We start from the raw sequence: 23,129 nt of genomic DNA on the forward strand, positions 1-23,129 counted from the left end.
ACGCGGCTTGTTGGTGATTGCGACTTTGACAGTTGCGCGGCGGTGGCCGGGGCGATCACGCCGGTGCCGGGTGGGGTCGGTCCGATGACCATTGCCTGCCTTCTGGCCAACACGGTGGTCGCCGCGGCGCGCGCCCATGGGCAGCCTGTGCCGGACGGGCTGACCTGAGCCTGATTTTCCATCCTGAACAGAAAGTACTCCTGCCGTGTCCAAATTTGCCCTGACGATCCAATCCCGATCCACGCGCGGCCTTGTGGCTGCTATCGCTGGATACCTGTCCGAGCATGGCTGCAACATCACCGACAGTGCGCAGTTCGATGATCTTGAAAGCGGTACCTTTTTCATGCGGATGAGCTTTTCTGCCGAGACGGGGGCAGAGCTTGGCGCGCTGGCCGAGGGGTTTGCCGCGGTGGCGGAGCCGTTCGGGATGGACTACGCGTTTCACGACGAAGCGGCGCGGATGAAGGTGATCATCATGGTGTCGCGGTTCGGGCACTGCCTGAACGATCTGCTGTATCGCTGGCGGATCGGGGCGCTTCCGATTGATATCGTTGCGGTGATCTCCAACCACATGGATTACCAGAAAGTGGTGGTGAACCATGATATCCCGTTCCACTGCATCAAGGTCACGAAAGAGAACAAGCCCCAGGCAGAGGCGCGCATGATGGATGTGGTGGAAGAGACGGGGGCGGACCTGATCGTGCTGGCGCGGTACATGCAGATCCTCAGCGATGCGATGTGCCGCAAGATGTCGGGGCGGATCATCAATATTCACCACTCGTTCCTGCCCAGCTTCAAGGGGGCGAACCCGTACAAGCAGGCCTATGAGCGGGGGGTCAAGCTGATCGGGGCGACGTCGCATTACGTGACCAGCGATCTGGATGAGGGCCCGATCATCGAGCAGGACACGGTGCGGGTGACCCACGCGCAAAGCGCAGAGGATTACGTGAGCCTTGGACGGGACGTGGAAAGCCAGGTGCTTGCCCGTGCGGTGCATGCGCATATCCACAAGCGAGTGCTGTTGAACGGAAACAAGACGGTGGTCTTCCCCGCCAGTCCGGGAAGCTACGCCAGCGAACGCATGGGGTAGAGCGCAAGGCAAGGGAGGCTCCCGCCCGTCTTCGACATCAGGTGATGTCTCATCCCGTTGGGCCGGGCAGGCTACGCCTGCGGGGGCGAAAGTGGACATGGTCACAGCAGTTACTCGCCGAAGTTTGACCAGTTGAGGTTTCTGCGATACCGCCACCACCGAACCTGTTTGACGTGTCGTCTGTATGAAATTTGCTTTCAGCTCGGCAGATTCAAGATCCACAGAAATGTGGCAGATGCGGATCTTGGGGGAGAAGCGTGGGCGACGCGTGAGCCGCGATTCAGTGGCTTACATTCTTCGGTTGAAATATGTGAAGAAACGTCTCCAGGATTATGCGAGTGTCCAACAACACGCTTCTTTCTTGAAGGTATTTTTCATCCAAAGCGACTTTGTCGGGGATGGAAATCTCATCTCGGCCTCGAATTTGTGCGAGGCCCGTCAGCCCGGGGCGCAACTTGTGAACCCCCTTTTCGGTGCGCAGCGCAATCAGATCATCTTGATTGAAAAGAGCAGGACGCGGACCAACGAGGCTCATCTGCCCAATAATGATCGTGTATATTTGGGGGAATTCGTCGGCGCTCGTCCGACGGAGGAACCGACCGACCGGAGTGATGAAGCTTTGGGGGTCTTCTAGCAAATGCGTGGCGGTCAAGGGCGCGTCGATGCGCATGGTGCGAAACTTTGGCATCGAGAAAAGCTGGTTGTCGCGCCCCACTCTGTCTGACCAAAAGAGGACCGGGCCCGCAGACGAGGCTTTGACCACTATGGCGATGACGACCATCGGCACGAAAAGTAGCACCGCCAAAAACGAACATACAATGATATCGAAGGTACGTTTAAGCAAGTCTCAGCCCGCCACGAGTTTGATCTTGTCGATGATCCGCGAAATTTCTTCCTCAGACATGTTTGAGCCGGAAGGCAAGCACATGCCCCTGTTGAAAAGAACTTCCGAGACGCTGGTATTGTCGTGTTGGTAGTAGGTGCAGCCTTGGAACACGGGTTGCATATGGAGCGGTTTCCAGATTGGCCGTGCTTCTATGAAATCGTCGGCCAGGCTTTTCACCAGGGCAGCGACTTCGACATGCGACGCATTCGGATCGAAGGTGCAGGTCGTCAGCCAGCGGTTTGAATAGCTCCAGTCAGGTTCGGGCATCCATGTGAGCCCCGGTATGTCGCTTAGTTCTTTTGCATAAGTTTCGAACAGAGCGCGCCGGGCGTCTACGCGCTCCTGAAGAACCTTGAGTTGCCCCCGACCGACACCGGCAAGGATATTGCTCATCCGATAGTTATAGCCGATTTCCTTATGCTCGTAATGCGCCGCCGGTTCGCGCGCCTGTGTCGACAAAAATCTGGCGCGGGCGATCAGATCGGAGTCGTCAGACACGAGCATTCCGCCACCAGATGTGGTGATGATCTTGTTCCCGTTGAACGAAAACACCCCCAATGTGCCGAAGGTGCCACTGCTACGACCCTTGTACTTCCCGCCGAGAGATTCTGCGGCGTCTTCGATGATCGGAACATCGTAGTGCTGGGCCAGTTCAATGATCGGGTCCATATCGGCGGATTGCCCGTAAAGATTGACGACCACGATTGCCTTGGGTGGCCGTCCTTCCGCTCGGGCGTCGTGCAGTGCGCGCTCCAATGCGCGGGGTGACATGTTCCAGGAGTCCGGATCTGAATCGATGAACACCGGTTCAGCGTTCTGATAGGTGATCGGAGAGGCGCTTGCGACGAAGGTCAGCGAAGAACAGAATACGCGGTCGCCTGCGCCAACGTTCAGAAGACGCATGGCAAGGTGCAACGCCGCTGAGCCTGACGATAATGCCGCAGCCGCCTTGACCCCGATCTTGTCGCACATCTCGCGTTCGAAGGCGTCGACATTCGGACCGATTGGCGCGATCCAGTTCGAGGTAAAGGCCTCTTCGACGAACTCTCGTTCTAAGGTGCCCAAGTGCGGGGGCGACAGGAAGATGCGCTTGGATAAAGACTTGCGGTCGAACAGTTCGACCAGCCGATTGGCGTCGTCGACTACCGGCAAATGGTTGATATGATGGGCATCCATGACCGACAATGCGTCTGTGCGACTTGTGCCCTGCGGGACAGTTACGGGGGGCTGCGGCGGCAAAGTGTTGACCAAGTCTTCAAGCTTTGCACCTTTCAGGATCATGCGCCGCAGATCTCCGTCGGTTACGGTGCGGGTTACGGCGCCCTCGGGATCCACAACCACGGCAATCCCGATCCCCGAGGCGTCCAGAGCGGCGAGGGCACGATGCAGTGTTGCCGACTGTTCGATGCAAATATTTTCGTTCAATTCTTTACTCCTGGGCCGCCAAGCCCGTGCCAATCCAGACCTGTCCGGAGGCGATGTCCTTGGTGACGACGGACCCGGCGCCAACAACGACGTCATCGCCGATCACAAGTCCCGGCAACACCGTCGCGTTCGATCCGACAAGGACCTGCCGACCGATCCTGACCGCTCCGCCGAGTACCACACCAGGTGCGATATGGGTAGCGTCCGAGACGACGCAATCGTGATCTACTACCGCGCCGTGATTTACGATCACACCTTCCCCGACCGAGGCCATCGCTGATACGATCGCTCCGGCAGCAACAAGGCTGCCCGCACCGATGCGTGCGCTGGGGGAAACGATGGCGCGCGGGTGAACCACTGTGTGCAAGCTGCCGCCCGCCGCCATGACCCGGCCGATCATGGCCTTGCGAACGGCGTTGTTGCCGATTGCGGCGTGACAGGCCAAGCCGCTCATGTCGGGCAGACATTCGGGCGTTTGAATGGGCATGCCCATGAACCAAAGGCCTTTGTCGGCGCGGACCACTATGTGCAATGGATCTAGCCCTGATGCGACCATGGCTTCGAAGACCACTTGGGCGTGACCGCCAGCTCCAATCAGGACCGCATTCAATAGATCAGAACCTTGTTCAAAAGCTCGGCATCCAGCCGCTGGGCTTCAAGCTGCGCAACAATCCGTTCGCCGGCGTGACCGTCGCCATACACGTTGCAAGGCGCCGGGCGCGGTCGGCCTGCCAGACCTGTCAGCGCGTCAGCGATGCGTGCCGTATCTTCGGGCAGATCAATGACATTCGCGTTTCGCTCCCGCAGGTTCTGACGCGAGCCGAGGTTCAAAACTGGTGTACCGAAACTTGCGGCTTCGATTATCCCTGAACTGGAGTTGCCGACCATGGCGTCAGCGGCTGCCATTATCTCGATGAAGTCTGCGCGTGGAAGGTGGACATACTTGCGGAAATCCGAGGACACATCGTTCTCGTACACCGCCCGGATTTGCCCGCTGCCGGCGTCGGCGTTGGGCATGAGAACCACCGCTTGCCACCGGGCTTGGATCAGCCCGTCAAGGACTGCGCGCGTTTTGTTCGCTGCTTCGGCGGCTTCTTGCAAAACCGGATGGAATAAAAGGAGAGCCACCGGTCGCTCTGTATCAAACCCAAGGTCTGCAAATACCTCATTCCGGGCCCGCCTCGGAGTTACATCCAGACCGTCGAGTCCGGGCGCCCCGGACACATGCACACAATCTGGCCGCTCGCCCAAGGCGATCAGGCGTTCGCGGGCCTGGTCAGTTGCGGCGAAATGGATGTGCGATAGCTTGGTGATCGCGTGGCGGACGGATTCGTCGACGGTGCCTGACCGCTCGCCGCCATGGATATGCGCAACGGGAATGTTCAGATGGATCGCGGCAATCGCAGCGGCCAGCATTTCGCCCCTGTCGCCAAGGACAAGGACGATATCGGGCGCTTCGCTTTCAAAAACATCGGCAAAAGCGGTAGTCATCTGCCCGATGGCGCGTGTCATCGTCGCCCCTGTCGCCGGAGATATCTCTACAGGCACGCGCGCGGCCAGCCGCAGACCTGCGGCCTCAATTTCGTGCCAAGTATCGCCATATGACGGGACCAGATGCATCCCGGTCGCGACAACGGAAAGGGACAGCGAAGTGGCGGACTCTATGCGTTGCAGGGTGGACCGCATCAGGCCGAAATCGGCGCGTGTCCCAGAGACATAGACGATCTTGCGCATAGCAGCAGAGCTCACGCAATGTCCGGCCAAGTCAGGGTGCTGCCGCCGTCAACGGGGCGCACGACCTTCCGGCCGATCACTCTGTCAAACTCGCGGGGGGCGATGCCGGACGCAGGCCGCAACATGATCAGGTCGGACGCCTGCAAAACCGCACCGACAGGCAGATCACGTGCTGCGGCGATTGAACGTCGGGCCAAGATGCGCATTTCCTGTTCGGTTTCTGTCGGCCCCTTGTGAGGGCTTCCCAATGCGGCCTCGACCACGCGCACTTGCGCAATCATCGCCTTCAATTCGTCCGGTTCAAGCGAGGCTTTGTGATCCGGTCCCACCATCGACCGATCCAGTGTGAAGTGCTTTTCGAGAACCGTTGCACCCATTGATACGGCTGCCGGGCATACGGCAATGCCCAACGTATGATCTGAATAGCCGACAGGTAGGCCGGTGGCACGAGAAATAGTCTCCATCGCGCGAAGGTTCACGTTTTCGGGCGCAGTTGGATAGTTCGAAGTGCAATGCAGGATCGTCAGTGCATCATCGATCCGACCTGTGCCGCCCCAATGGGCGCGCAAAGCGGTGACCGCCTCGGTGATCTCATCGAGGGTTGCCATCCCGGTGGACAAGATCATGGGCAATCCCAGTTGTGCAAGATGGCGCAGGAACACGATGTTGGTGATCTCGCCCGAGGGAATCTTGACGCGCTTCATTCCTTCGGCCTTAAGGAAATCGGCTGAATCCTCGTCGAAGGGTGTCGACATGAATTCTATGCCCATCTTGTCGCAATAGGCCATCAGTCCGCGATGCAGTTCGTGGCTCATTTCAAGCTTTGACAGCATCTCGAACTGGCTGCCCTCGCCTGTGGCGTCTTTTTGATAGGCGGCCTTGGCGGCGGATTTTTGCACCACTTTGGCGGCTGAGAAAGTCTGGAACTTGATCGCATCTGCGCGGGCCTCGACCGCCGCATCGACCAGTTTATAAGCCAGATCTTCTTGACCGTTATGGTTCACGCCAGCTTCGGCGATAATAAAGGTGGGCATGAACGCTCCTATACGCGCGACGAATGTGTCGATGGTGGAACCCAACCCAAGCGGGCGGTGGTGGCGGAAATGTCGATTTCCAGATCGCCGAAAAGCTGGCCTGCCATGTCGCTGCGGCCGAGTGCGCGCAGCGCGCCCCGTAACACGCTGACCGGCACCGGGACCAGTCGCAATCTTTGGCCGCTCAAGGCCGCAAGGCGTTCGATGATCTGCCGCGTTGAATAGGGGGCGTCATCGGCAACCAGCAATGGTTGTCCGGGCGCACCGGGATGGTCGGTACAAATACGGATCAGATCCGCCAGAACTTCGGCTGTGACCAGTGATCGGCGATTGCCCGTCGCCAGCCCGAAGGGCAGTGGCAGCCCCTTTTTAATCAGGTTCGACAGGCTGCGCAGGTTGCCGACTGGCTGGGGGCCGATAATCAGTGGTGGCCGGATAATCACGACTTCAAGGCCGGTATCGCGTGCGATTTTGGTCAGGCCTTCTTCGGCCGCAAGTTTGGAAACTGCGTAAGCCGCGTGCGGCGCTGGCGTATCGTCGGCCCGAAAGGGGGTGCCAAAGGTCTGGTTCCCATGAACGCCAACGCTGGAAAGAAAAATGAATCGCCGCACGTCCGCCTGTGCGGCCTGCTTCGCAAGATGCAACGTCGCATCGCAATTCACGCGCATGAAAACCGACAGCGGGTCATCGCTATTTTCGTGCAGAACATGCGCCCGTGCGGCGCAATGCACTACGCAATCGACACCCGACAATACCGTTTGCAGGTCAGGAAAGGCACCAAGATCGCCTAGAATTCGCGTGTTTTCGTCAGCGGTACCGGATCGAAGCCCTGCAATGACTTGAGCGTCACGGCGCAGGATCGGTACCAATATGCGACCAAGAAAACCACTCGCGCCGGTGACAAGAAGCATGTCGGTCATGGCTTGCTCTCCAACGTCAGATCAGCCGAAGCAATCAGGTCGCGGATCACGGCGCGGGCACCCGCCATACTGAGATGGTTGTCGTCGAAATAATAGGCGGTTCCGTCTTGGGTGGCAATGCAGGACGCGGTGTCGCACAAGATATCGTCGAGCCGCAGAACATGAACCTTGTTCCCGTCGAAGGTTGCGAGTTGGGCGTTGATGTCGCCGAGGCGCGCATCGAGAAACTGGCGCGGCGTGCTGGCGTTTCGACGTTCTTCGATCGGCCGTGACGTGTCGAATATCAACCGTTCGATGGGCAAGGGCAATTCCGGGACCGGCGATAACAGGTATACGCTCTTGCCCGCCTCGGTCAGGCGTCCGACGATCTTGTCCAGATTTTTCCAATAGGCGGCTCTTGCAGCGGCGGCACCGGCGTCTTGAAGAAACAACGGGGCGCTACCTGTGCGCAGAGCTTCGTAATCGTCGCCATGAACGCCGTGTTCCCCGTACAGGTGAAATGCGGATCGGTAAACCAGCATGACATTCAGGATGCTGTCCGAGCTTTCCAGAAATGCGAGCGTCTCGTTGACCCATTCGTGGCAGCCGGGATTGGAATAGCTGAAATCGAGAGCCGGCGCGCAACCGCTAAAGGTCAGGTGAATGACCCCGTCCTGTTGCCGGGATAGGGGTTCTGACAAAGCCAGCGCGATTTCGACACCGTGGCTATCGCCAAACACCGCCCAGCTTGCGGGTGACACCACGTAAACACAGGCTTCAGATGGTCGACGATACTCAAGCCCTTCGGTGTGGCATTCACTTCGGAATGGGCTGATTTCAGCTGTGGCTGCAAGGGCGAGCGTTTGAGCGTCGTAGCGTTGCGCAAAGCCGCGTTGAAGATGGCCCGCGGCCCCGATCACGCAGAAAAGCACGATCATTGCAGTGCCGCCTGACAGGACCATGCGTGTCGTCAGCCATGCGCGGTTTCGAAACGGTTTCTCGACAAATCGCCATGACAGATACGCCAGACCCATGGTCAGAACAAAAAGCGCAATCAAAGCGGCAGGCGGCAGTGGGCTCCATCCAATTCGGGCAAAGGCCAAAACGGGCTGGTGCCAAAGGTATGCGCTGTAAGAAATCAAGCCGATCCCGACAGCGGGTTTGCTGGCCAGCAAGCGCCCGACCAGCGACCGGTCCGTCATGCTTGCGATCAGAAGAACCGTCCCAAAAACCACGGGGAGGGCGGCGAGGCCGGGGAAGGGAACGGACTTGTCCAGCAAAAGAACCCCGTGGGCAAGGCCGAGGATCCCGGCAAGCTCAAGACCTTGCCGCAGTCGCACACGGGTTTCAAGAAACGGTCGAACGTGATGTCCGGTCAGCGCGAGCAGCGCCCCGGCGAGCAATTCCCAGCCGCGCGTTGCCAGCATGAAGAAATTGAACATCGGGCTGCTTTCGCCCCACAGGATGCTTAAAACCAGAGATGCCGAAAAAAGCGCGATCAGCGCCAATAGCAACAAAGCCCGTGGACCCCGCGCCAGAACGAGCATCAGCAGCGGGAAAAGGACGTAGTATTGCTCTTCCACGGCAAGTGACCACGTGTGCAACAGCGGCAGGACATGGGCGCTTTGTTCGAAATAGCCGGTCTTCAGGTAGAAATAGACATTGGACAGAAATACGCTGGTCGCAAGAACACTCTGCGAAAAGTTCTGCATCTGGTCGGGCGTCATCAGCCACCAAGCGAACGGCAAACAAACCAGTAATACCAAGAACAGCGAAGGAAAGATGCGCCGAATCCGGCGCTCATAAAAGCGTGCGACGGAAAAGCGGCCTGTGACGATTTCGCGGTCAATGATCGATGTAATCAGAAACCCGCTGATGACGAAAAAGATATCGACGCCGACAAATCCGCCGGGCAACAGCGGTTCATGGGTATGAAAAAGTATGACGGACAGAACGGCAATCGCCCGCAGTCCGTCGATTTCAGGTCGGTAGGCGAATTGGCTGGACATGGGGCGCGTCTATCCGGTCGGTTGCATCATCCGGGGCCGCCGGATCAAGAGAAACGTTGTCACAAGCCAGAAATGAGTAATGAATCCATTGCTGAAACCAAGCGGAGTGTTGATCAGTGAAAATATGACGCCAAGCGTGATAAAGGGGGCGAAAATGAACCATCTTGTATCGCGGCCGCGGCGGATGTTGCGATAGACCACCGCAGCCAGCCATCCCCAGAGAAAAGCAAAGAACAATCCGCCGAACAGAAAATCAACATACAGCGACCCGAATGCAGACGGCAGGAACCCGTACGTATCGAGGTTTAGAAGATAGTTGAACTTTTCCGACACACCAGCCGGATCGACACGCCGCATGACGGCGGTCAGGATGTCGATGCCGTAGACGCCCATCAACGGATCGCCCAAATAGCTGGTAAACAGGGAATTCGACATGACGATCCCCTGCACCAGATACCAGACGAAGACAAAGATTAGGTAGGTCGTAACGGTTCCGAACAGGGCGATCATTGCGTCTGCCCCAGGGCCGCCAAAGGTCACGCCCCATTGCGACGCCACGAAATCTAGCATCATGTCAGCACCGCCAACGGCATCGGCGCGGACGATGAACACGTTTATGAAGTAATTGAACGCAAATAGACCAAAAACCACGGCTGCGACTTTGATCAGCGGATTCACCTTGCCAGGTTTGGGGCGGTCTATTTGCCCGATGCGCGGATAGAGGACCGCGCGCGCCCTGTAGGCAAGAAATCCGTAGGCCATTGTATTAACGATTGGAGTGCGCCCCCCCATTGCCAGACCTGCGAGTATTCCGGGCAGCACGCCGAAAACGATGATCGTAGTCCAGCGCGGTTTGGCATCGAAAAGCAACCCACGGACAAGATAGACGTATCCCGCCGGGTAGCAAAGAAACCCGATCTTGAAGATTCCGGAACTTTGCGACAAATCGCCATGCAGCAAGGCTTGCGCTTGGTCGGATCGGGCGCTGTAGGCCGACCCGATATCAAGCGCACCGCTTCGCACGATCTCAAAAGCCATCGTGAGGCAGGCAACGGTCGCCAGCGATTTAAGTACGAAATCGGCGCGCTTCAGCCTCAGGCCTTGGGTGCTCGCCACCGGGCGCTGTGACAGATGCACTGTTCTCAGAAAGCCGCCTAGGCAAAAAGTCAGAATGAAGGCCAAAAGGACCATCAGACCCTGAAACCCGATCGTTCGGTGGGTTAGTTCGAACGGCAGGATGATGAAACCGGCGAAGGCTGAAAACCAGACAATCAGCATCAGAACTGCCGGGTGGAATTTCATCGAAACTCGCTCCGGTTTCCTGAATGGTTACCTGCAATCAGGCGTCTAGCCGACAACATTGGTGATCACGCCTTGTGCTCCCTCTACGACCATGTCTCCGCGATAAACGCCCATGGTACTGAACAGACCTATTGATCTCCCGACCGAGGTAATCTGCAACTTGATACACCTTATTTCCCGTGACTTCCGCCAGCCGTCCTGAAAAACCCTGCCGAAAGCCCACTCCCGGCGCAACCATCTGGCAAGAAAAGCAAACCGTTTCCAGGCTGACAGGTCAGCAAAGGTAAGATAGCCGCCAAAACTTCGAGGTCTGCGGATTTCGACCGGTATCATTTCGTACTTGATGATACCTTTGAAAACGAGCGGGATCATGCTTCGCCAGAATTGCACCATCGCCTTTGTCCGTAATTCAAAGACGAAGTGCCAATAAGGGATTTATAGGCAGGGTGATGGTCGTAATCGACAAGACCCGGCGTCCACTTCAGCGCTGGATCAAAGGGTGCTTCTTTGATCGGTGCATCAACAATTTCAAACTCTAAATTATTCATGCCATGTTTCCGTGAACGAGCCAAAAAAGTCGTCTAAGTCATACAACCAAGCGTCACACTGCATCAAGTTGCTTTAGGCCGTGTTGGTGGTCAGCCGCCATGAACTGGCGAAGCTCGTCGCCAAGCAGACGGCCCAGTTCAGTTGCGCCAAGCGCAGGTTTTTGGGGGTCGAAGCCCTGAAAGGAAAAAAAGTCGCTTTCAAAGCTGCTTTGCAACTGTTTGGCGATGATCCGACGTTGCCGTGCCTCGATATCGTCAACCTCTGGAAAATCTTTGACCATTTGGGGCAGGCGCGGTACGTCGGCGCGACTTTCCAGCAGTATGAAATCGCCTTCGGTGGTGTAGTAGTTTCGCGTTGTGATCGACTTTATTCCGGCCATCGCCGCCTGAAGCCCCAGCGTTCCCGTGCAGGTAAAATTGACGCCACACAAACTGAGAACTTCCATCCCGCTGACCTCGTAGGGGACGAAGACGACATTGGGCAGGCTCAGTAACCGGCGGATTAAACCCAATTGCCGAAAGCCGAACTGTAGCGGATGATCCTTGACCAGAATGCAATAGCCGTCCTTTGAAAATGCCTCGGCGGCTTCGACTAGTAGATCTTCGTGTTCGATCAATTCTAAATCGTGGATCCAATAATCAATCGACGCTTCGGGAAAGAGTTGGAGACCAAATAGCACACGTTTCGAGCGGTCGAAGGCGTCCAACTTTTCGCGCCATTGATAATCGACCAGCTTTGTCACATTGCGGTCAGACAGCCTTGGCTTGTGTCCAAGAAATTTCTGCGCATCAAGATAGTGCAGGTTTAGACGGTCCCCTTTCCATAGCGATATGAGCCAGAAAACGAACCCGCGCAAACGAAAATACGCGAACACTTTGAGGAAACGAAACTGCGTGAAGTTTGCGACCCCCTGCACATAAGAAGGCTTGAACAAAGGCGCGGCCAGTTCGTTGACGAAACGGGTAATCCGATCTGGATCGGGCATGCCCTCATGTGTGCAAAGGACGCCTTTCTTCATGAGCATCGACATTCCGGGAAGCGCTGAAACCGTGAGTTCATAGAACGATATCCCACGCTTTTCACCCAAGATTGCCAGAACGTCCGACACGTAGCGGTCTATGGGGAAGCTGACGATCACATCGGGTCGTGTCTGGTCGAGCACTGAATTGAACGCTTCGGCCATCGCTAGCGCCATGGCTGCGGCGCGACGAGGCCCCATAAAGCGCAGGACGCGGCAGCGCGCGGTGATCTCGCGAACCTCGTCGGCACTTAGCAATTCTGACTCGCGGATGTCATTGGAGTAGAAGGCTGTCTGATGGCGTTTGAAATCGGCGACAACGTTGTAGTCCCCTTCGCCCGGAAGGCAGGAAACGACATGGCTTTGCGCGAAACCCATGTTTTGCCCCAGATGGCGGAACCAGTGTTCGGTGCGGTGGATCGAATAAATGAGGACCGTTCCGCTTGCATTATTGATCATGAATCTTCACCGAAGTTATGCGTGAAAGGTGCATCGTTGTCAGGGCAAGATACAGGCTCGCACTGACCCCACCTGCGATAATAAACCCAGCGATTCCGTAGACATGCGCCAGCACGATCATGACCGGAAGGCTAAGGGCAAAGGATAGGAGTTGCAGCCGAAAAACTGTGCGTTCCTGATGTAGGGCGTTGAACACCAGCGCGTTCAAATCGGCGCGCGTGCGGATCGCTGACATCGCCAGCAGCCCACCGAAATATGACATTTGTAGGTGGTGTTGCTGGGCAAAATAGCCGTTGGTAAGCAAATGTAAAAGAACGCCAGTCACGGCCACCATAGCCCAAAATGCCAGTACATTCAGATACTCGCGCCGCACGATCCGCACCAGCGGCGCGACATCCCCCTTGCGCCCCTCTGCAAAGACCTTTGGCAAGATGCGGTTGTGGAAGGCGATGTTAAATACCTGATACAGCATCGAGATCAGCACAAGATGGCGGAAATAGATGCCGACATCGGCGAGGGGAAGAAATGCGCCGACCAACAGGCGATCGATCTGGATCGTGAAAACGGCTGTCAGACCGAGCAAAAAATGGGTCGAGGACGCGCGGTATTGCCGAACCAGAGCCTCACCCAGTTTTTCGGTGTCTGGTGCGTGCTGGCGCAAAGTGATCCAGAAAACGACAATGACGCCCAGCCCGATGGCCGAAGCTGCCGCCCAAAAAGCAAGTACATAAGGCAAATCCAGATCCGTCCGGACCGCACCAACGATAACCGCCGCGGCGATGACAATATTCTTTACGGCTGTAACGAACAGTATCTTGCGGTAGCGTTTCTCAACCATCGCCAGATGGTAAGCGGCGTTCATCAACTGTTCAGCGATTGCAATCACGACGCATAGGCCGATCAAGGCTGGCGACAGATGTGCGATCAGGATGAGCAGCACCGCAAATAGCGGCACACCGACAATGTAATTCACCCCGTACAGGTGTATCGCTTGGAAAACAGCGCGGTCGAACTGACCATCCGGCTTGCCAACCATGCGCCGTATAAGGTCGATATGACGTTCATATCCAAACGCAAACGATGCTAATCCCTGCAAGGTTACGATCAGCCCGAATTGGCCCGCCTGCTCAATCTCAAGAGAGTAGGACGTCAGCACCACAAATATGGCGCGTGTTCCGACCTCGAGAAATTTCAGGATAATTACAAGCATATGAGAGGTTTACCAAGCGGTCCAACCACCATCGGCGGCAAGCACCTGCCCGGTGATGTAGCTGGCCGCGTCCGAAGCTAGAAACAGTGCTGGGCCGACGATCTCGTGTGCCTCTGCCATGCGGGCCATCGGCGTGCGCGCTGCGTAGTTCGTTTGAAACACCCCGTTCTGGCCACTTGAAACGCCGCCGGGAACAAGACAATTGGCCCGGATGTTGTGCGGCCCCCAATGTGTCGCGAGCCATTTCGTAAGGCCGATGACGGCTGCCTTTGATGCGGAATAGACGGCCGGTGTATTGATCGGGCCTCCCAAATAGTGGGATCCCTCGTATATCCGTGGGTCCGGTCCAACAAGGCCATAGATCGAAGCCATGTTTATTACGCTTCCGCCGGTTCCCTGTGACAAGAACTGGCGGCTGGCGGTCTGGCTCATCAGGAACATGCCATCGATATTCACCGACATGACATCGCGCCAGATTTCAAGGTCGTAGTCCTCGAACGGGGCGAAAAAAGCCCGCACGTCGCGTGATTTTGACGCCGCGTTGTTCACGAGAACATCCAGATGTCCGGTTCGCGTGACCACAGCTTTCATCGCGTCTGTGACCGAGGCCGGTTGCGTAATGTCACACGCGACCCCGAAAGATCCGTTGCCCAGAAGTTCGGCGGTGTCGTCGCAAACCTGCTGTTCGCGGTCCAGCACAACGACCGTGGCCCCGGCATTTGCAAAACCCTCGCCGAGATGGCGGCCCAGAATCCCGCCCCCGCCGGTAATCAGAACGGTCTTGTCCGAAAGGTCGGGTTGATGGGGCGCGGTGTTCATCTTTTGACCCTCAGTTATGCGTTCGAAAGACGGGCTTGACCGCATCGCCGTTGAGGAAGTCGGCAGGATCGGTTTCGAGCGCGCGGGAATACACGTCCAGCGCGGCGGCGGCGGCGGTCAACGTGAGGTCAAGCTCGGCGTCGCCATGTGCCAGCGACACGGAAATCCAAGGCATCATCACGCCACCACGAAGCATTTCCTGCGCGAAAATCGTGCGCAGCAACGGGCTCGGTGCGCCATCTGTGCCGCGCGTGACATAATTGACCGCGACTGCCGGACCCTCCATCACGAAATGGTCAGCCAGCCCGCGTTCAGCGGCAAGGGCAGCTAAGCCGTCGCGCAATTTTTGACCATATGACCAAAGATGTGCGGGAACATCCTGTTGCTCGCAGATGTCCACAGCTGCCAGGAATGCGCCGAGTGCCGGCATTTCCCCCCCATGGGTTGAGGACAGCAGAAAAGTGCGCTCCATCCCCGGCTTGTTGATCGCGCCCACTTCCATGAACTCGGCTTTGCCGGCAACCGCCGCCAGCGCGAATCCGTTCGCCATCGCCTTGCCGAAAGTGACCAGATCCGGCTCGACTCCAAAAAAGTGCTGCGCGCCCTTCAGATGCCAGCGAAACCCGGTGATCATTTCATCAAGGATGAAAAGTGCGCCGTTGTCATGCGCCAGTGTGCGGACTTGGTGCAGAAAATTACCGCCCCTATTCGGGCACGCATGACACGGCGTCTCGGGCCAGCGCGTTTCACCGTCGCAACCACCGCAGGGGGTGATGTGTGTCGCTGGTTCAAGCATCACTGCGGCGATCTCACCGGGATGCGCGTCGAACAATGCCCGCAGAGAATTGATGTCGTTGTAATCGAACACAAGCGTGGGGGCTGAATGATCTTCCAGTACGCCCCGCTTTACAGCCGTCGTGCCGATGAACCAGTCGTCGAAGGAAAAGAACGGATGCTGGCGCGGCACGCAGACAAAGCGTCGCCCGGTATAGGCGCGGGCAATCTTGACCGCCGCAGTGGTCACGTTTGATCCGTTCTTGCCGAACTTGATCATTTCAGCTGCAGGAATGAGCTGGCTCAGCCGCTCGGCAGCGCGCAATTCGGTCATTGAGGCGCGTGTAAGTCCGACACCTTTGGCGATTTCAGCGATCGCCGCAGCGTTGACTTGCGGGTGCCCATAGCCCAGTGTGACCGACCGCAAGGCCATACCATAGTCGAGATATCGGTTGCCGTGGGTGTCCCAGACATAGGCCCCTTCGCCGCGTTCCAGAAGCGCCGGAGCGTTGGCAGGGAATTGGTCATCGCCGCGTGAATAAGTATGCGCCCCACCCGGGATCACGGCGTGCAGACGCTGGCTCAGGCTTTGGTTGTCGGTCTTTGGGCTTGGCATCGGGCTATGTCCTCATCATGCGGTGCGCCACAACGGATAGGGAGCAGTATTGGGTTTCATCCGAGTCTGGCCAGGTGCGCCGATCACCAGCGTATGGTTTGGCACATCGCTGTCGAGAACGAGCGTTTCAGTCGCGATCTGGCAATGATGGCCGATTGTGCAGTTGCCCAGAACGGCCGCGCCGGGGCGCAGTATCACATGGGATCCAAACTGCGGATAGATGTCCTTGTTCGAGCCGACCCCGACGCGTTGATAGGCGACGAAGTAGTCACTGTATTCTGCGCGGCCCAACACTGTTCCCAATGGATGAACCAGAAGGAAAATGTCGGGCAACGCCACTTCGTAGAAAATATCGCAAGCGTGTAGCGCCTTGTTCAGCAGGAACAGCTTGGAACAGATCGCTGGGTCTCCGTCTTGGCGAAAAATCTCGTTCGACAGGAAATATAGCCACATGGCATATTGATCGCCGTGCAGGTGGTTGAATATCGCCGTCGCTCCGTCGAAGAAATATTTGTTGTCCACCTGAGCGAAGCAGTACTCAAGCCGTAGCAGCGCATTGGGTAGGGCCGACATCAAATCGTCCACTCTAACCGGGTTCGGGTCGGGGAACTGAACGTTGAGTTGCGCTGTAGTATAGGCGGCGAGGTCGCGCGGGGGCAGGGCGCTGCGGACCTTTGGCAGTTGGCTCATGCGTGCTGATCCTGCAGTGGCATTCCGTCGGTTACGCCCCCTGCCACAAAGGGCGGGTTTGACTGACTACTGCAAAGGGTCAGAGCTGTTCGGCTCACGACCGGCTGCCCGTTTGACTGCGCACATTCAGCCCGTTCGACGACAAGTAGCTGCGAACCTTGATCGGGCTGTGATCGGAAAAGATGAACATGGAGGAAATGGTGATCGCGGACGCACCGGCGTCGAGCGCTTGGCGGCAATGGTCCAGACTGCCTGCACCACTGGAAGCGATCAGCGGTTTTTCCAACCGTTCGGAGAGCCGGTGGATAAGGTCAAGATCATAGCCCGACATGCTGCCATCGCGGTCGATCGAGGTGATCATTATCTCACCTGCGTGGGCGTCTTCCATCCGCAGCGCCCAGTCGAAGGCGGTGTGCTTTGTGGCCTCGCCTCCGCAGGCAGCAAAGACTTGACGCCCTTCGGGTGTGTCGCTGTAGTCGATGTTGACCACGATGCACTGATCGCCAAACCGCTGCGCCGCGCGGGTGACAAACCCCGGATCGCGCAGGGCGGCAGTGGTCAAGCAAACCTTGTCGGCGCCTTGTGCCAGAAGCTTTTCGATCTGTTCGAGTTTCGTCACACCGCCACCGACGGTGAAGGGCATGAACACCTCTTCTGAAACACGCTCGATGATCCGGCCGTCCACAACGCCTCCATTGGGTGTGGCGTCGATATCGACAAAGATCATTTCATCCACGCCATAGCTGTCATAGACGCGCGCGGTCGACACCGGGTTCCCGGCCTCTCGCCAGTTTTCTGTAAAACGTACGCCCTTGATCAGACGTCCGCCGTGGACAAGGAACTTGGGGATAATCCGCTTTTTAAGCATCGAAGTCGTGCTCCAGCCAATTTTGCAGAATGCGAAGCCCGTTGTCCTGACTTTTTTCGGGGTGGAACTGCGTCGCCGTTAAGTTGCCTCGGCTGATCGCCGCAGTCACCAGACCGCCGTGGTTGGTGGTCGCCGCCAAATCGTGGGAATCGGTGCACAGCATGTGATAACTGTGAACGAAATAAACGTCGTTCTGCTGGGCGGGCAGGCCGGAAAACAGCCATTCGGCGCCCTTGACTTGCAGTGTATTCCAGCCGACTTGCGGCACCTTCACGTCTCGGTCCTTGGGGCAGATGCGGTCGACATGTGCATCGATCCACCCCAGTCCGTCATGCCCGCCATGCTCTGCGCTGTGGTTCGCAAACAGTTGCATTCCTAAACAGATACCGAACATCGGCTTGCGGGTTTCCAGCGCGTGCCGTGTGAGTGGTTTTTCCAAACCCAGCTCGCGGATCGCTGCAATCGCATCGCCGAAGGCACCGACTCCGGGCAAGACAATCCTGTCCGCGGTGTCGAAATCTTCTGGGTCGCGCGTGATTTCAGCCTCGGCCCCAAGAAAATCCAGAGCATTCCACAACGACCGGACGTTGCCGAAACCGTAATCGACAACCGCGATCATTCGCGCGGCTCGGTTTCGCGTTTCAAAATTGGCGTATTTTTGCCCTCGGGGCCCAAGGGAATGTCGCTCATGTCAGTGCGGTCCCATTTGTCGAAATCATAGGGCACGGGTCCGTCTTCGACCTTGTCCTTGTCAAAGACCCAAGGGTGCACTTGGTGGGCGCGCAGGTAGTCGTAATAGTCGCCTTCGCTGATCCCCAGAATTTCAAGAAACCAGTCCATCGACGCCGGGCGCTTGCCGTCATACTGTTCTTCGATCCGCAACGCTTCCTCGCGGGTTTTGCGTTGATGGCGTATGTCGATCGACATGAGGTGGTTGGTCCGGCCATAGCCGCGTTTTACGAATTTCGAAAAATCGCGCATCCCTTGGAAGGTGCATTCTACCTTTTCATAGTGATACTCTGGCGGCACGCCTTCGACTTCGTGGCCATGCCAGCCAAGTTCCTTGCCGATCAACTCGACATTCGCACGCGTATCCCATTTGATGTAGTTGCCCAGACAAATCGAGCGCACCTTGAGCCGCATCAGATCTTTGCGTTTGGGATAGTTGAACATCCACAGGTCGCGCATTTCAACGCGTCCTTGCAGGAATTCAAACATATCGTCGGCGGTGATGCCTTGGTTCATCAGGCGGTTGAAACGCTTTTCGTCAACCTCTTCCATTTCTTCGAATGTGTACCAGCTATGGTATTCAGCAGTGCTTTCGCCCCAGAATAAAAGGGGCACTTCGAAGCGCACGGCCATATGCATCACGCCAGCATAGATGCCGGTGTGGCAGTGCCAGCAAAAATCGCCGCGCCGCTTAAGGCTTTCCAGCATCAATTCGCGGACGACGTGGAAATTTGGCTGGAACTCGATGACATCGACGCCCAATTTCTTGAATACCATGGTGTTGTTTTCTTCGACCTTGGGGCGATAGCCCCAGTGGTTGAAACGCACGACCAATGGCTTCAGCTTCAGCTTGCGGACAATGTACCAAAGCTGGAACACGCTGTCTTTGCCGCCAGAGAACGGAACGATGCAGTCATAAGGACCTTTTCCCGCGTATTCGTCGATCAAGGCGTCCAACTGGATTTGGCGGTCATCCCAGTCGATCGCCTCTTCCTTGTATTCGGACTGGCGGCAGACGCTGCAAACGCCCTCGGCGTCGAATGTCAGGGTGTCGACGGTTTCAACGTTCAGGCAGCGGGTGCATCTTTTCATCGGTTCTCTCCTTCGGAGACGGCATTTTTAGCGCGGAATTTCATGATGGCTTCGATACAAAGGAAATCGACCAAATCGTCCACTTCCAGCGCTTTGTAACGGGCGGTCGGTATTCCAATCGTCGCGTCGTGGCAAAAGCCGCGCTTGGCGCGGATAGCTTCGATTGTTGACAGGTAAAAACTGCCATCAAGCGCATAGACCGGTTCCAGATCCTGACGGCGGGGCAGGGCCCCGAAATCATCGCCCATTAGCGGCCCAATCCGGCCAGTCGCGGGATCGCGGCGCACGGCAAAGGCGGGGTGCTGGGTTTCCATTGCTGACACGCCAACTGCGGCGGTCATTCCCGGCTGTGCGACCAGTGCCTGAAGCGCGGCGTCGATGTCGGCCCCTTCTGTCATTGGGGAGGTCGGTTCAAGCAGCACGAGGATGTCATACTCATCCCCTGTTTCGGCAAGGGTGACAATTGCATGTTCGATAGCGTCAATGCTTGGCGCGGTGTCCGATGCAAGCTTGGCTGGCCGCAGAAACGGAACGTCGGCACCATGTGCGCGCCCGATTTCCGCATACTCTTCCGAGTCCGTCGATAGAACCACGCGATCGACATGGCGTGACGCAAGCGCAGCCTCAATCGGCCAGGCAAGCAGAGGCTTGCCAAGAAGCGGACGGATGTTTTTGTTCGGTAACCCTTTGGACCCTGATCGCGCGGGCACCAAAGTCAGAACTCGTTTCCCAGCGATCATCGCTATCTCGCCGCCAAAAGATCGGGGGCCTTGGCTTTTTGCGCCCGTACCCGTTGCATCAGCCGGTCAGCGATTTTGACTGTGTAGAACCGCGCGGTTGAACAGCTGACGCCGTGCTTTTGCTGTGCTGCCCGGATCTCGTTGTTCTGTCGCAAGATCGATTTGACGTTTCCGCCCGTCGCGCCGCCCGATCGCATACGCACCCATATCTGGGGAATGTAGCAGGACGAAACTTCATGTGTGTAGAACGTTCGCAAAAGGAACTCATAATCGGCAGCCAGACGATAGGTTAGGTCGAAATTGCCCACCCGGTCATAGACCTCGCGTCGCAAGAATACTGTCGGATGTGCGGGAATGAAGCCGCTGCTCAGTGCCTTGCGCGTGATCGGTTTGGATTGCCAGTGCCGTTCGACGATGTCGGTCTGGGTCGCGTTCACATAGACCAAGTCAGCATGCACTGCGTCAACGGACGGGTCTTCGAACGCTGCCATCACCTCTGAGCAGACGTCGCCAGTGGCGTAGTAATCATCGGAATTGATAAAGCCGACAATGTCGCCCGTGGCGTGGGTCAGGCCCTTGTTGTAAGCATCGTAAATGCCCTTGTCGCGTTCGCTGACGATCTTTGTAACCCGTGTTCCGAGAGTTTCACAGATATCGACGGTGTTGTCGCGCGATGCGCCGTCGATAATGATGTGCTCAATGTTCGCATAGTTCTGCGCATTCACGGATTTCAGAGTATCCCCGACAGTTTCAGCACTGTTGTAGCAAGCGGTCAGCAAGGTAAGCTTGGCCATTGATCAGGTATCCTCGAAATGGCGCACAGGCCGATGGAGCGGGGTGCCGGACCTATCTTTGGCCGATAGAAGCATGTCCTTCAAAGACAAAGAGTCGCGAAGGATGTCGGCAACGAAATAGCTTTCTTCATTGGCTTCGTCATAGCGCCCGTCGCAAAAGTATTCGAACTCCACTTCCTCAAGCGCATAGAACCCGTGCGCGAGGTTCGAGGCGATGTGAACCCATCCAGTTTCGGGTGTAATTTCGCGATACCAGATTACGCCATCCGGTTCGTCGGGGTCGGTCACAAAATCATAAATGCGGCCCGAAATTATGCGGATGATCTTGTTCTGCAACGACGGGGCCGTCTGACGGTGTAGTCCACGAAACACACCCTTGACAGATCGCGACCGCTTGAGGACGACATCGCCCGCTTCGTAAAGGACTTCAATACGCCCGCGTTCGTCACCAAACGTCAAAGGGGCCTTCTGCAACCTAACGAACGGGGCCTGCGACAGCTCAACCATGAAAAAATCTCTAAATTAGGAGCATTGTTCGGATACCGGCAGGTTCTGAATTTTGCAAGGTGACACGCTGGCTGCTGCTTTACAGAAGTTCAAGGCTCGGCGTGTTGACTTGCTGACAGATCATCCCTCCAGCGAAACAGGCAGTTCAAGGCCATGTTCCTTGTTCAGCGCATGGCGGCGTGCGGTCTTGTGGTCTTCGGCGCACATTTCAGCGCACATCTCGCGCGCTGTGATTTCGGGCACCCAGCCCAACTTTTGCTTCGCCTTAGACGGGTCGCCCAGCAGGGTTTCTACCTCGGCGGGACGGAAATAACGCGCGTCGATGCGCAGGATCACGTCGCCCGGACTGACCGCTGGCGCCCGATTGCCAGAAACTTCGTCAACAATTCCGATTTCATCGACGCCCTTACCTTCAAAGCGCAGGGCAATGCCCAGATCTTCGGCTGCCCAAAGGATGAACTGGCGTACCGAATGCTGCACGCCGGTGGCGATCACGAAATCTTCTGGTTCATCCTGCTGCAACATCATCCACTGCATTCGCACATAATCGCGGGCATGGCCCCAGTCCCGCAGTGCATCGATATTGCCCATGTAGAGGCAGGGCTCGAGCCCCATCGCGATGTTTGACAGGCCGCGCGTTATCTTGCGAGTCACGAAGGTTTCGCCACGCCGCGGGCTCTCATGGTTGAAGAGAATGCCGTTACAGGCATACATCCCATAGGCTTCGCGGTAGTTCACGCACATCCAATAGGCATAAAGCTTGGCCACCGCGTAGGGGCTGCGCGGATGAAACGGCGTGTTTTCGTTCTGCGGGATTTCCTGCACCAACCCGTAGAGTTCTGACGTCGACGCCTGATAGAAGCGGGTCTTACGTTCCAGCCCCAGAAAGCGAATCGCTTCTAGCAAACGCAGCGTGCCTATTGCATCAACGTCGGCAGTGTATTCGGGCGCCTCGAAGCTGACTGCGACATGCGATTGTGCACCAAGGTTATAAACCTCGTCCGGTTCGATTTCTGATATGATCCGGGTCAGGTTCGAACTATCGGTCAAATCGCCATAGTACATTTTAAGTCGTTGGTGATCGACATGTGGATCTTGATAGATATGGTCGATCCTCTGGGTATTCAGAGACGACGCGCGGCGCTTGATCCCGTATACCTCGTAGCCTTTTTCCAACAGAAGTTCAGCCAAATATGACCCGTCTTGCCCCGTGATCCCAGTGATAAGCGCGCGTTTGGTCAATATGTAACTCCTCAAGCAAGTTTAAGTCATTCCCATGACCGCAACTTCTCTTAACTTTCTCATCAATCGCATCTGTCGAAACGCGGAAAGCAACCTTCACGGCGCTCACCTTGTATATCCCCGCGTCGTAGCATTGAAATTGGGCGTATAGAATGGGACATCATTGCGGGCTGACAATTGAGGTGTTCGCCGATTTTCAGACTTAAACCGCGCCGGGTTTGCCGGGGGCTGATTTGCCTTAGGTGTGCGGCCATTTCTGATCTTTCCATAGCCGCGTAGAAGTTTGCTTCGGCCTCTGCGGGCGGGGTGATTTTCGCTTCGGCCAGTCGTTCAGTGTGCTTAATTGACAGATATTGTGACCCGCGATCCGAGTAGTGGACAAGTTGGTTCTGCGCTGGCCTGCGTTGGTGGATGGCCTGTTCCAAAGCATCAAGAACGAAGTCTGCGGTCGCCGAGCGATTGACGCGCCATCCATCGATACGACGGGCGAAGACGTCGATGACGAAGGCCACGTGGACAAACCCCTGCCATATCGCGTCATAGGTTAAATCGCTCACCCACAGCACGTTCGGCGCGGGTGCGTGGAACAGGACACTTGCGAAACGGGGCAATTTTGCGCTCCCTAGTCGAGCTGATGAAAATT

23 protein-coding genes and 2 pseudogenes are annotated in these 23,129 nt (G+C 56.8%); 2 read left to right on the plus strand and 23 right to left on the minus strand.

All coding sequences use genetic code 11. The annotated features are described in order from the left end of the window. Together E2L05_RS08745 and purU are read left to right on the plus strand one after the other, a co-directional pair. A pseudogene (locus E2L05_RS08745) lies at positions 1-168 on the plus strand (bifunctional methylenetetrahydrofolate dehydrogenase/methenyltetrahydrofolate cyclohydrolase); the annotation flags it as partial. Positions 169-205: 37 nt separating this feature from the next. Next, positions 206-1,090 carry a formyltetrahydrofolate deformylase gene (gene purU, locus E2L05_RS08750; protein ID WP_133341314.1) on the plus strand — a complete coding sequence of 295 codons (885 nt, stop codon included), beginning with the start codon at positions 206-208 and terminating at the stop codon, positions 1,088-1,090. Between the two features lie 280 nt (positions 1,091-1,370). On the opposite strand, the gene E2L05_RS08755 is transcribed toward purU, so the two are convergent. The 23 genes and pseudogenes from E2L05_RS08755 to E2L05_RS21325 all read right to left on the minus strand — a co-directional run. Beyond that, the gene (locus E2L05_RS08755; protein WP_133342539.1) at positions 1,371-1,934 is read right to left on the minus strand and encodes a sugar transferase; all 564 of its coding nucleotides are present in this window, start codon (positions 1,932-1,934) and stop codon (positions 1,371-1,373) included. A 3-nt stretch (positions 1,935-1,937) separates the two neighbouring features. Beyond that, positions 1,938-3,401: an aminotransferase class I/II-fold pyridoxal phosphate-dependent enzyme gene (locus E2L05_RS08760; RefSeq protein ID WP_279512632.1), complete on the minus strand. Its 1,464-nt coding sequence runs from the start codon at positions 3,399-3,401 to the stop codon at positions 1,938-1,940. Positions 3,402-3,405: 4 nt separating this feature from the next. Further along, positions 3,406-4,011, minus strand: coding sequence for a NeuD/PglB/VioB family sugar acetyltransferase (locus E2L05_RS08765; RefSeq protein WP_133342541.1), 606 nt, complete (start codon positions 4,009-4,011; stop codon positions 3,406-3,408). Then, positions 4,008-5,150 carry a UDP-N-acetylglucosamine 2-epimerase gene (gene neuC, locus E2L05_RS08770; RefSeq protein WP_208016241.1) on the minus strand — a complete coding sequence of 381 codons (1,143 nt, stop codon included), beginning with the start codon at positions 5,148-5,150 and terminating at the stop codon, positions 4,008-4,010. Before neuC ends, E2L05_RS08765 begins: the two co-directional genes overlap by 4 nt. After that, complete coding sequence (gene neuB, locus E2L05_RS08775) at positions 5,147-6,169, minus strand: N-acetylneuraminate synthase (protein WP_133342542.1); 1,023 nt, start codon at positions 6,167-6,169, stop codon at positions 5,147-5,149. The genes neuC and neuB overlap by 4 nt, the downstream gene beginning before the upstream one ends. A gap of 8 nt (positions 6,170-6,177) precedes the next feature. Next, positions 6,178-7,089, minus strand: a complete 912-nt coding sequence (locus E2L05_RS08780) for an NAD-dependent epimerase/dehydratase family protein (RefSeq protein ID WP_133342543.1) — start codon at positions 7,087-7,089, stop codon at positions 6,178-6,180. Continuing rightward, complete coding sequence (locus tag E2L05_RS08785; protein ID WP_133342544.1) at positions 7,086-9,077, minus strand: acyltransferase family protein; 1,992 nt, start codon at positions 9,075-9,077, stop codon at positions 7,086-7,088. The genes E2L05_RS08780 and E2L05_RS08785 overlap by 4 nt, the downstream gene beginning before the upstream one ends. A 9-nt stretch (positions 9,078-9,086) precedes the next feature. Beyond that, a complete protein-coding gene (locus tag E2L05_RS08790; RefSeq protein WP_133342545.1) occupies positions 9,087-10,379 on the minus strand; it encodes an oligosaccharide repeat unit polymerase in 1,293 nt (430 codons plus the stop codon). Between the two features lie 45 nt (positions 10,380-10,424). After that, on the minus strand, positions 10,425-10,751 hold the full coding sequence (locus E2L05_RS08795) for a hypothetical protein (protein WP_133342546.1): 327 nt from the start codon (positions 10,749-10,751) through the stop codon (positions 10,425-10,427). After that, a complete protein-coding gene (locus E2L05_RS08800; RefSeq protein WP_133342547.1) occupies positions 10,748-10,927 on the minus strand; it encodes a hypothetical protein in 180 nt (59 codons plus the stop codon). The genes E2L05_RS08795 and E2L05_RS08800 overlap by 4 nt, the downstream gene beginning before the upstream one ends. Before the next feature lie 53 nt (positions 10,928-10,980). Further along, entirely contained in the window at positions 10,981-12,405 is a 1,425-nt protein-coding gene (locus E2L05_RS08805) for a hypothetical protein (RefSeq protein ID WP_133342548.1), read from the minus strand. Continuing rightward, positions 12,395-13,615, minus strand: coding sequence for a hypothetical protein (locus tag E2L05_RS08810; protein ID WP_133342549.1), 1,221 nt, complete (start codon positions 13,613-13,615; stop codon positions 12,395-12,397). Before E2L05_RS08810 ends, E2L05_RS08805 begins: the two co-directional genes overlap by 11 nt. A gap of 9 nt (positions 13,616-13,624) precedes the next feature. Continuing rightward, positions 13,625-14,434 (minus strand): SDR family oxidoreductase, encoded by an 810-nt coding sequence (locus E2L05_RS08815; protein WP_133342550.1) that lies wholly within the window; start codon positions 14,432-14,434, stop codon positions 13,625-13,627. A gap of 10 nt (positions 14,435-14,444) precedes the next feature. Beyond that, a complete protein-coding gene (locus tag E2L05_RS08820) occupies positions 14,445-15,824 on the minus strand; it encodes a glutamate-1-semialdehyde 2,1-aminomutase (protein ID WP_133342551.1) in 1,380 nt (459 codons plus the stop codon). Between the two features lie 15 nt (positions 15,825-15,839). Continuing rightward, positions 15,840-16,514 carry a serine acetyltransferase gene (locus E2L05_RS08825; protein WP_133342552.1) on the minus strand — a complete coding sequence of 225 codons (675 nt, stop codon included), beginning with the start codon at positions 16,512-16,514 and terminating at the stop codon, positions 15,840-15,842. Positions 16,515-16,608: 94 nt separating this feature from the next. Next, entirely contained in the window at positions 16,609-17,382 is a 774-nt protein-coding gene (gene hisF / locus E2L05_RS08830; protein ID WP_133342553.1) for an imidazole glycerol phosphate synthase subunit HisF, read from the minus strand. Beyond that, positions 17,375-18,001 (minus strand): imidazole glycerol phosphate synthase subunit HisH, encoded by a 627-nt coding sequence (gene hisH / locus E2L05_RS08835; RefSeq protein WP_133342554.1) that lies wholly within the window; start codon positions 17,999-18,001, stop codon positions 17,375-17,377. The genes hisF and hisH overlap by 8 nt, the downstream gene beginning before the upstream one ends. After that, on the minus strand, positions 17,998-19,203 hold the full coding sequence (locus E2L05_RS08840; RefSeq protein WP_133342555.1) for an N-acetyl sugar amidotransferase: 1,206 nt from the start codon (positions 19,201-19,203) through the stop codon (positions 17,998-18,000). Before E2L05_RS08840 ends, hisH begins: the two co-directional genes overlap by 4 nt. Beyond that, complete coding sequence (locus E2L05_RS08845) at positions 19,200-19,943, minus strand: acylneuraminate cytidylyltransferase family protein (RefSeq protein ID WP_133342556.1); 744 nt, start codon at positions 19,941-19,943, stop codon at positions 19,200-19,202. The genes E2L05_RS08840 and E2L05_RS08845 overlap by 4 nt, the downstream gene beginning before the upstream one ends. A gap of 2 nt (positions 19,944-19,945) precedes the next feature. Then, positions 19,946-20,737 (minus strand): glycosyltransferase family 2 protein, encoded by a 792-nt coding sequence (locus E2L05_RS08850; RefSeq protein ID WP_133342557.1) that lies wholly within the window; start codon positions 20,735-20,737, stop codon positions 19,946-19,948. A 3-nt stretch (positions 20,738-20,740) separates the two neighbouring features. Beyond that, complete coding sequence (locus E2L05_RS08855) at positions 20,741-21,244, minus strand: dTDP-4-dehydrorhamnose 3,5-epimerase family protein (protein WP_133342558.1); 504 nt, start codon at positions 21,242-21,244, stop codon at positions 20,741-20,743. A gap of 120 nt (positions 21,245-21,364) precedes the next feature. Continuing rightward, positions 21,365-22,486 carry a GDP-mannose 4,6-dehydratase gene (gmd, locus tag E2L05_RS08860; protein ID WP_133342559.1) on the minus strand — a complete coding sequence of 374 codons (1,122 nt, stop codon included), beginning with the start codon at positions 22,484-22,486 and terminating at the stop codon, positions 21,365-21,367. A gap of 275 nt (positions 22,487-22,761) precedes the next feature. Continuing rightward, positions 22,762-23,073: pseudogene (locus tag E2L05_RS21325) on the minus strand (DDE-type integrase/transposase/recombinase); the annotation flags it as partial. Positions 23,074-23,129: the final 56 nt, after the last annotated feature.

The sequence above is a fragment of the Meridianimarinicoccus aquatilis genome (assembly GCF_004358675.1).
Taxonomy (GTDB): Bacteria; Pseudomonadota; Alphaproteobacteria; order Rhodobacterales; family Rhodobacteraceae; genus Meridianimarinicoccus; species Meridianimarinicoccus aquatilis.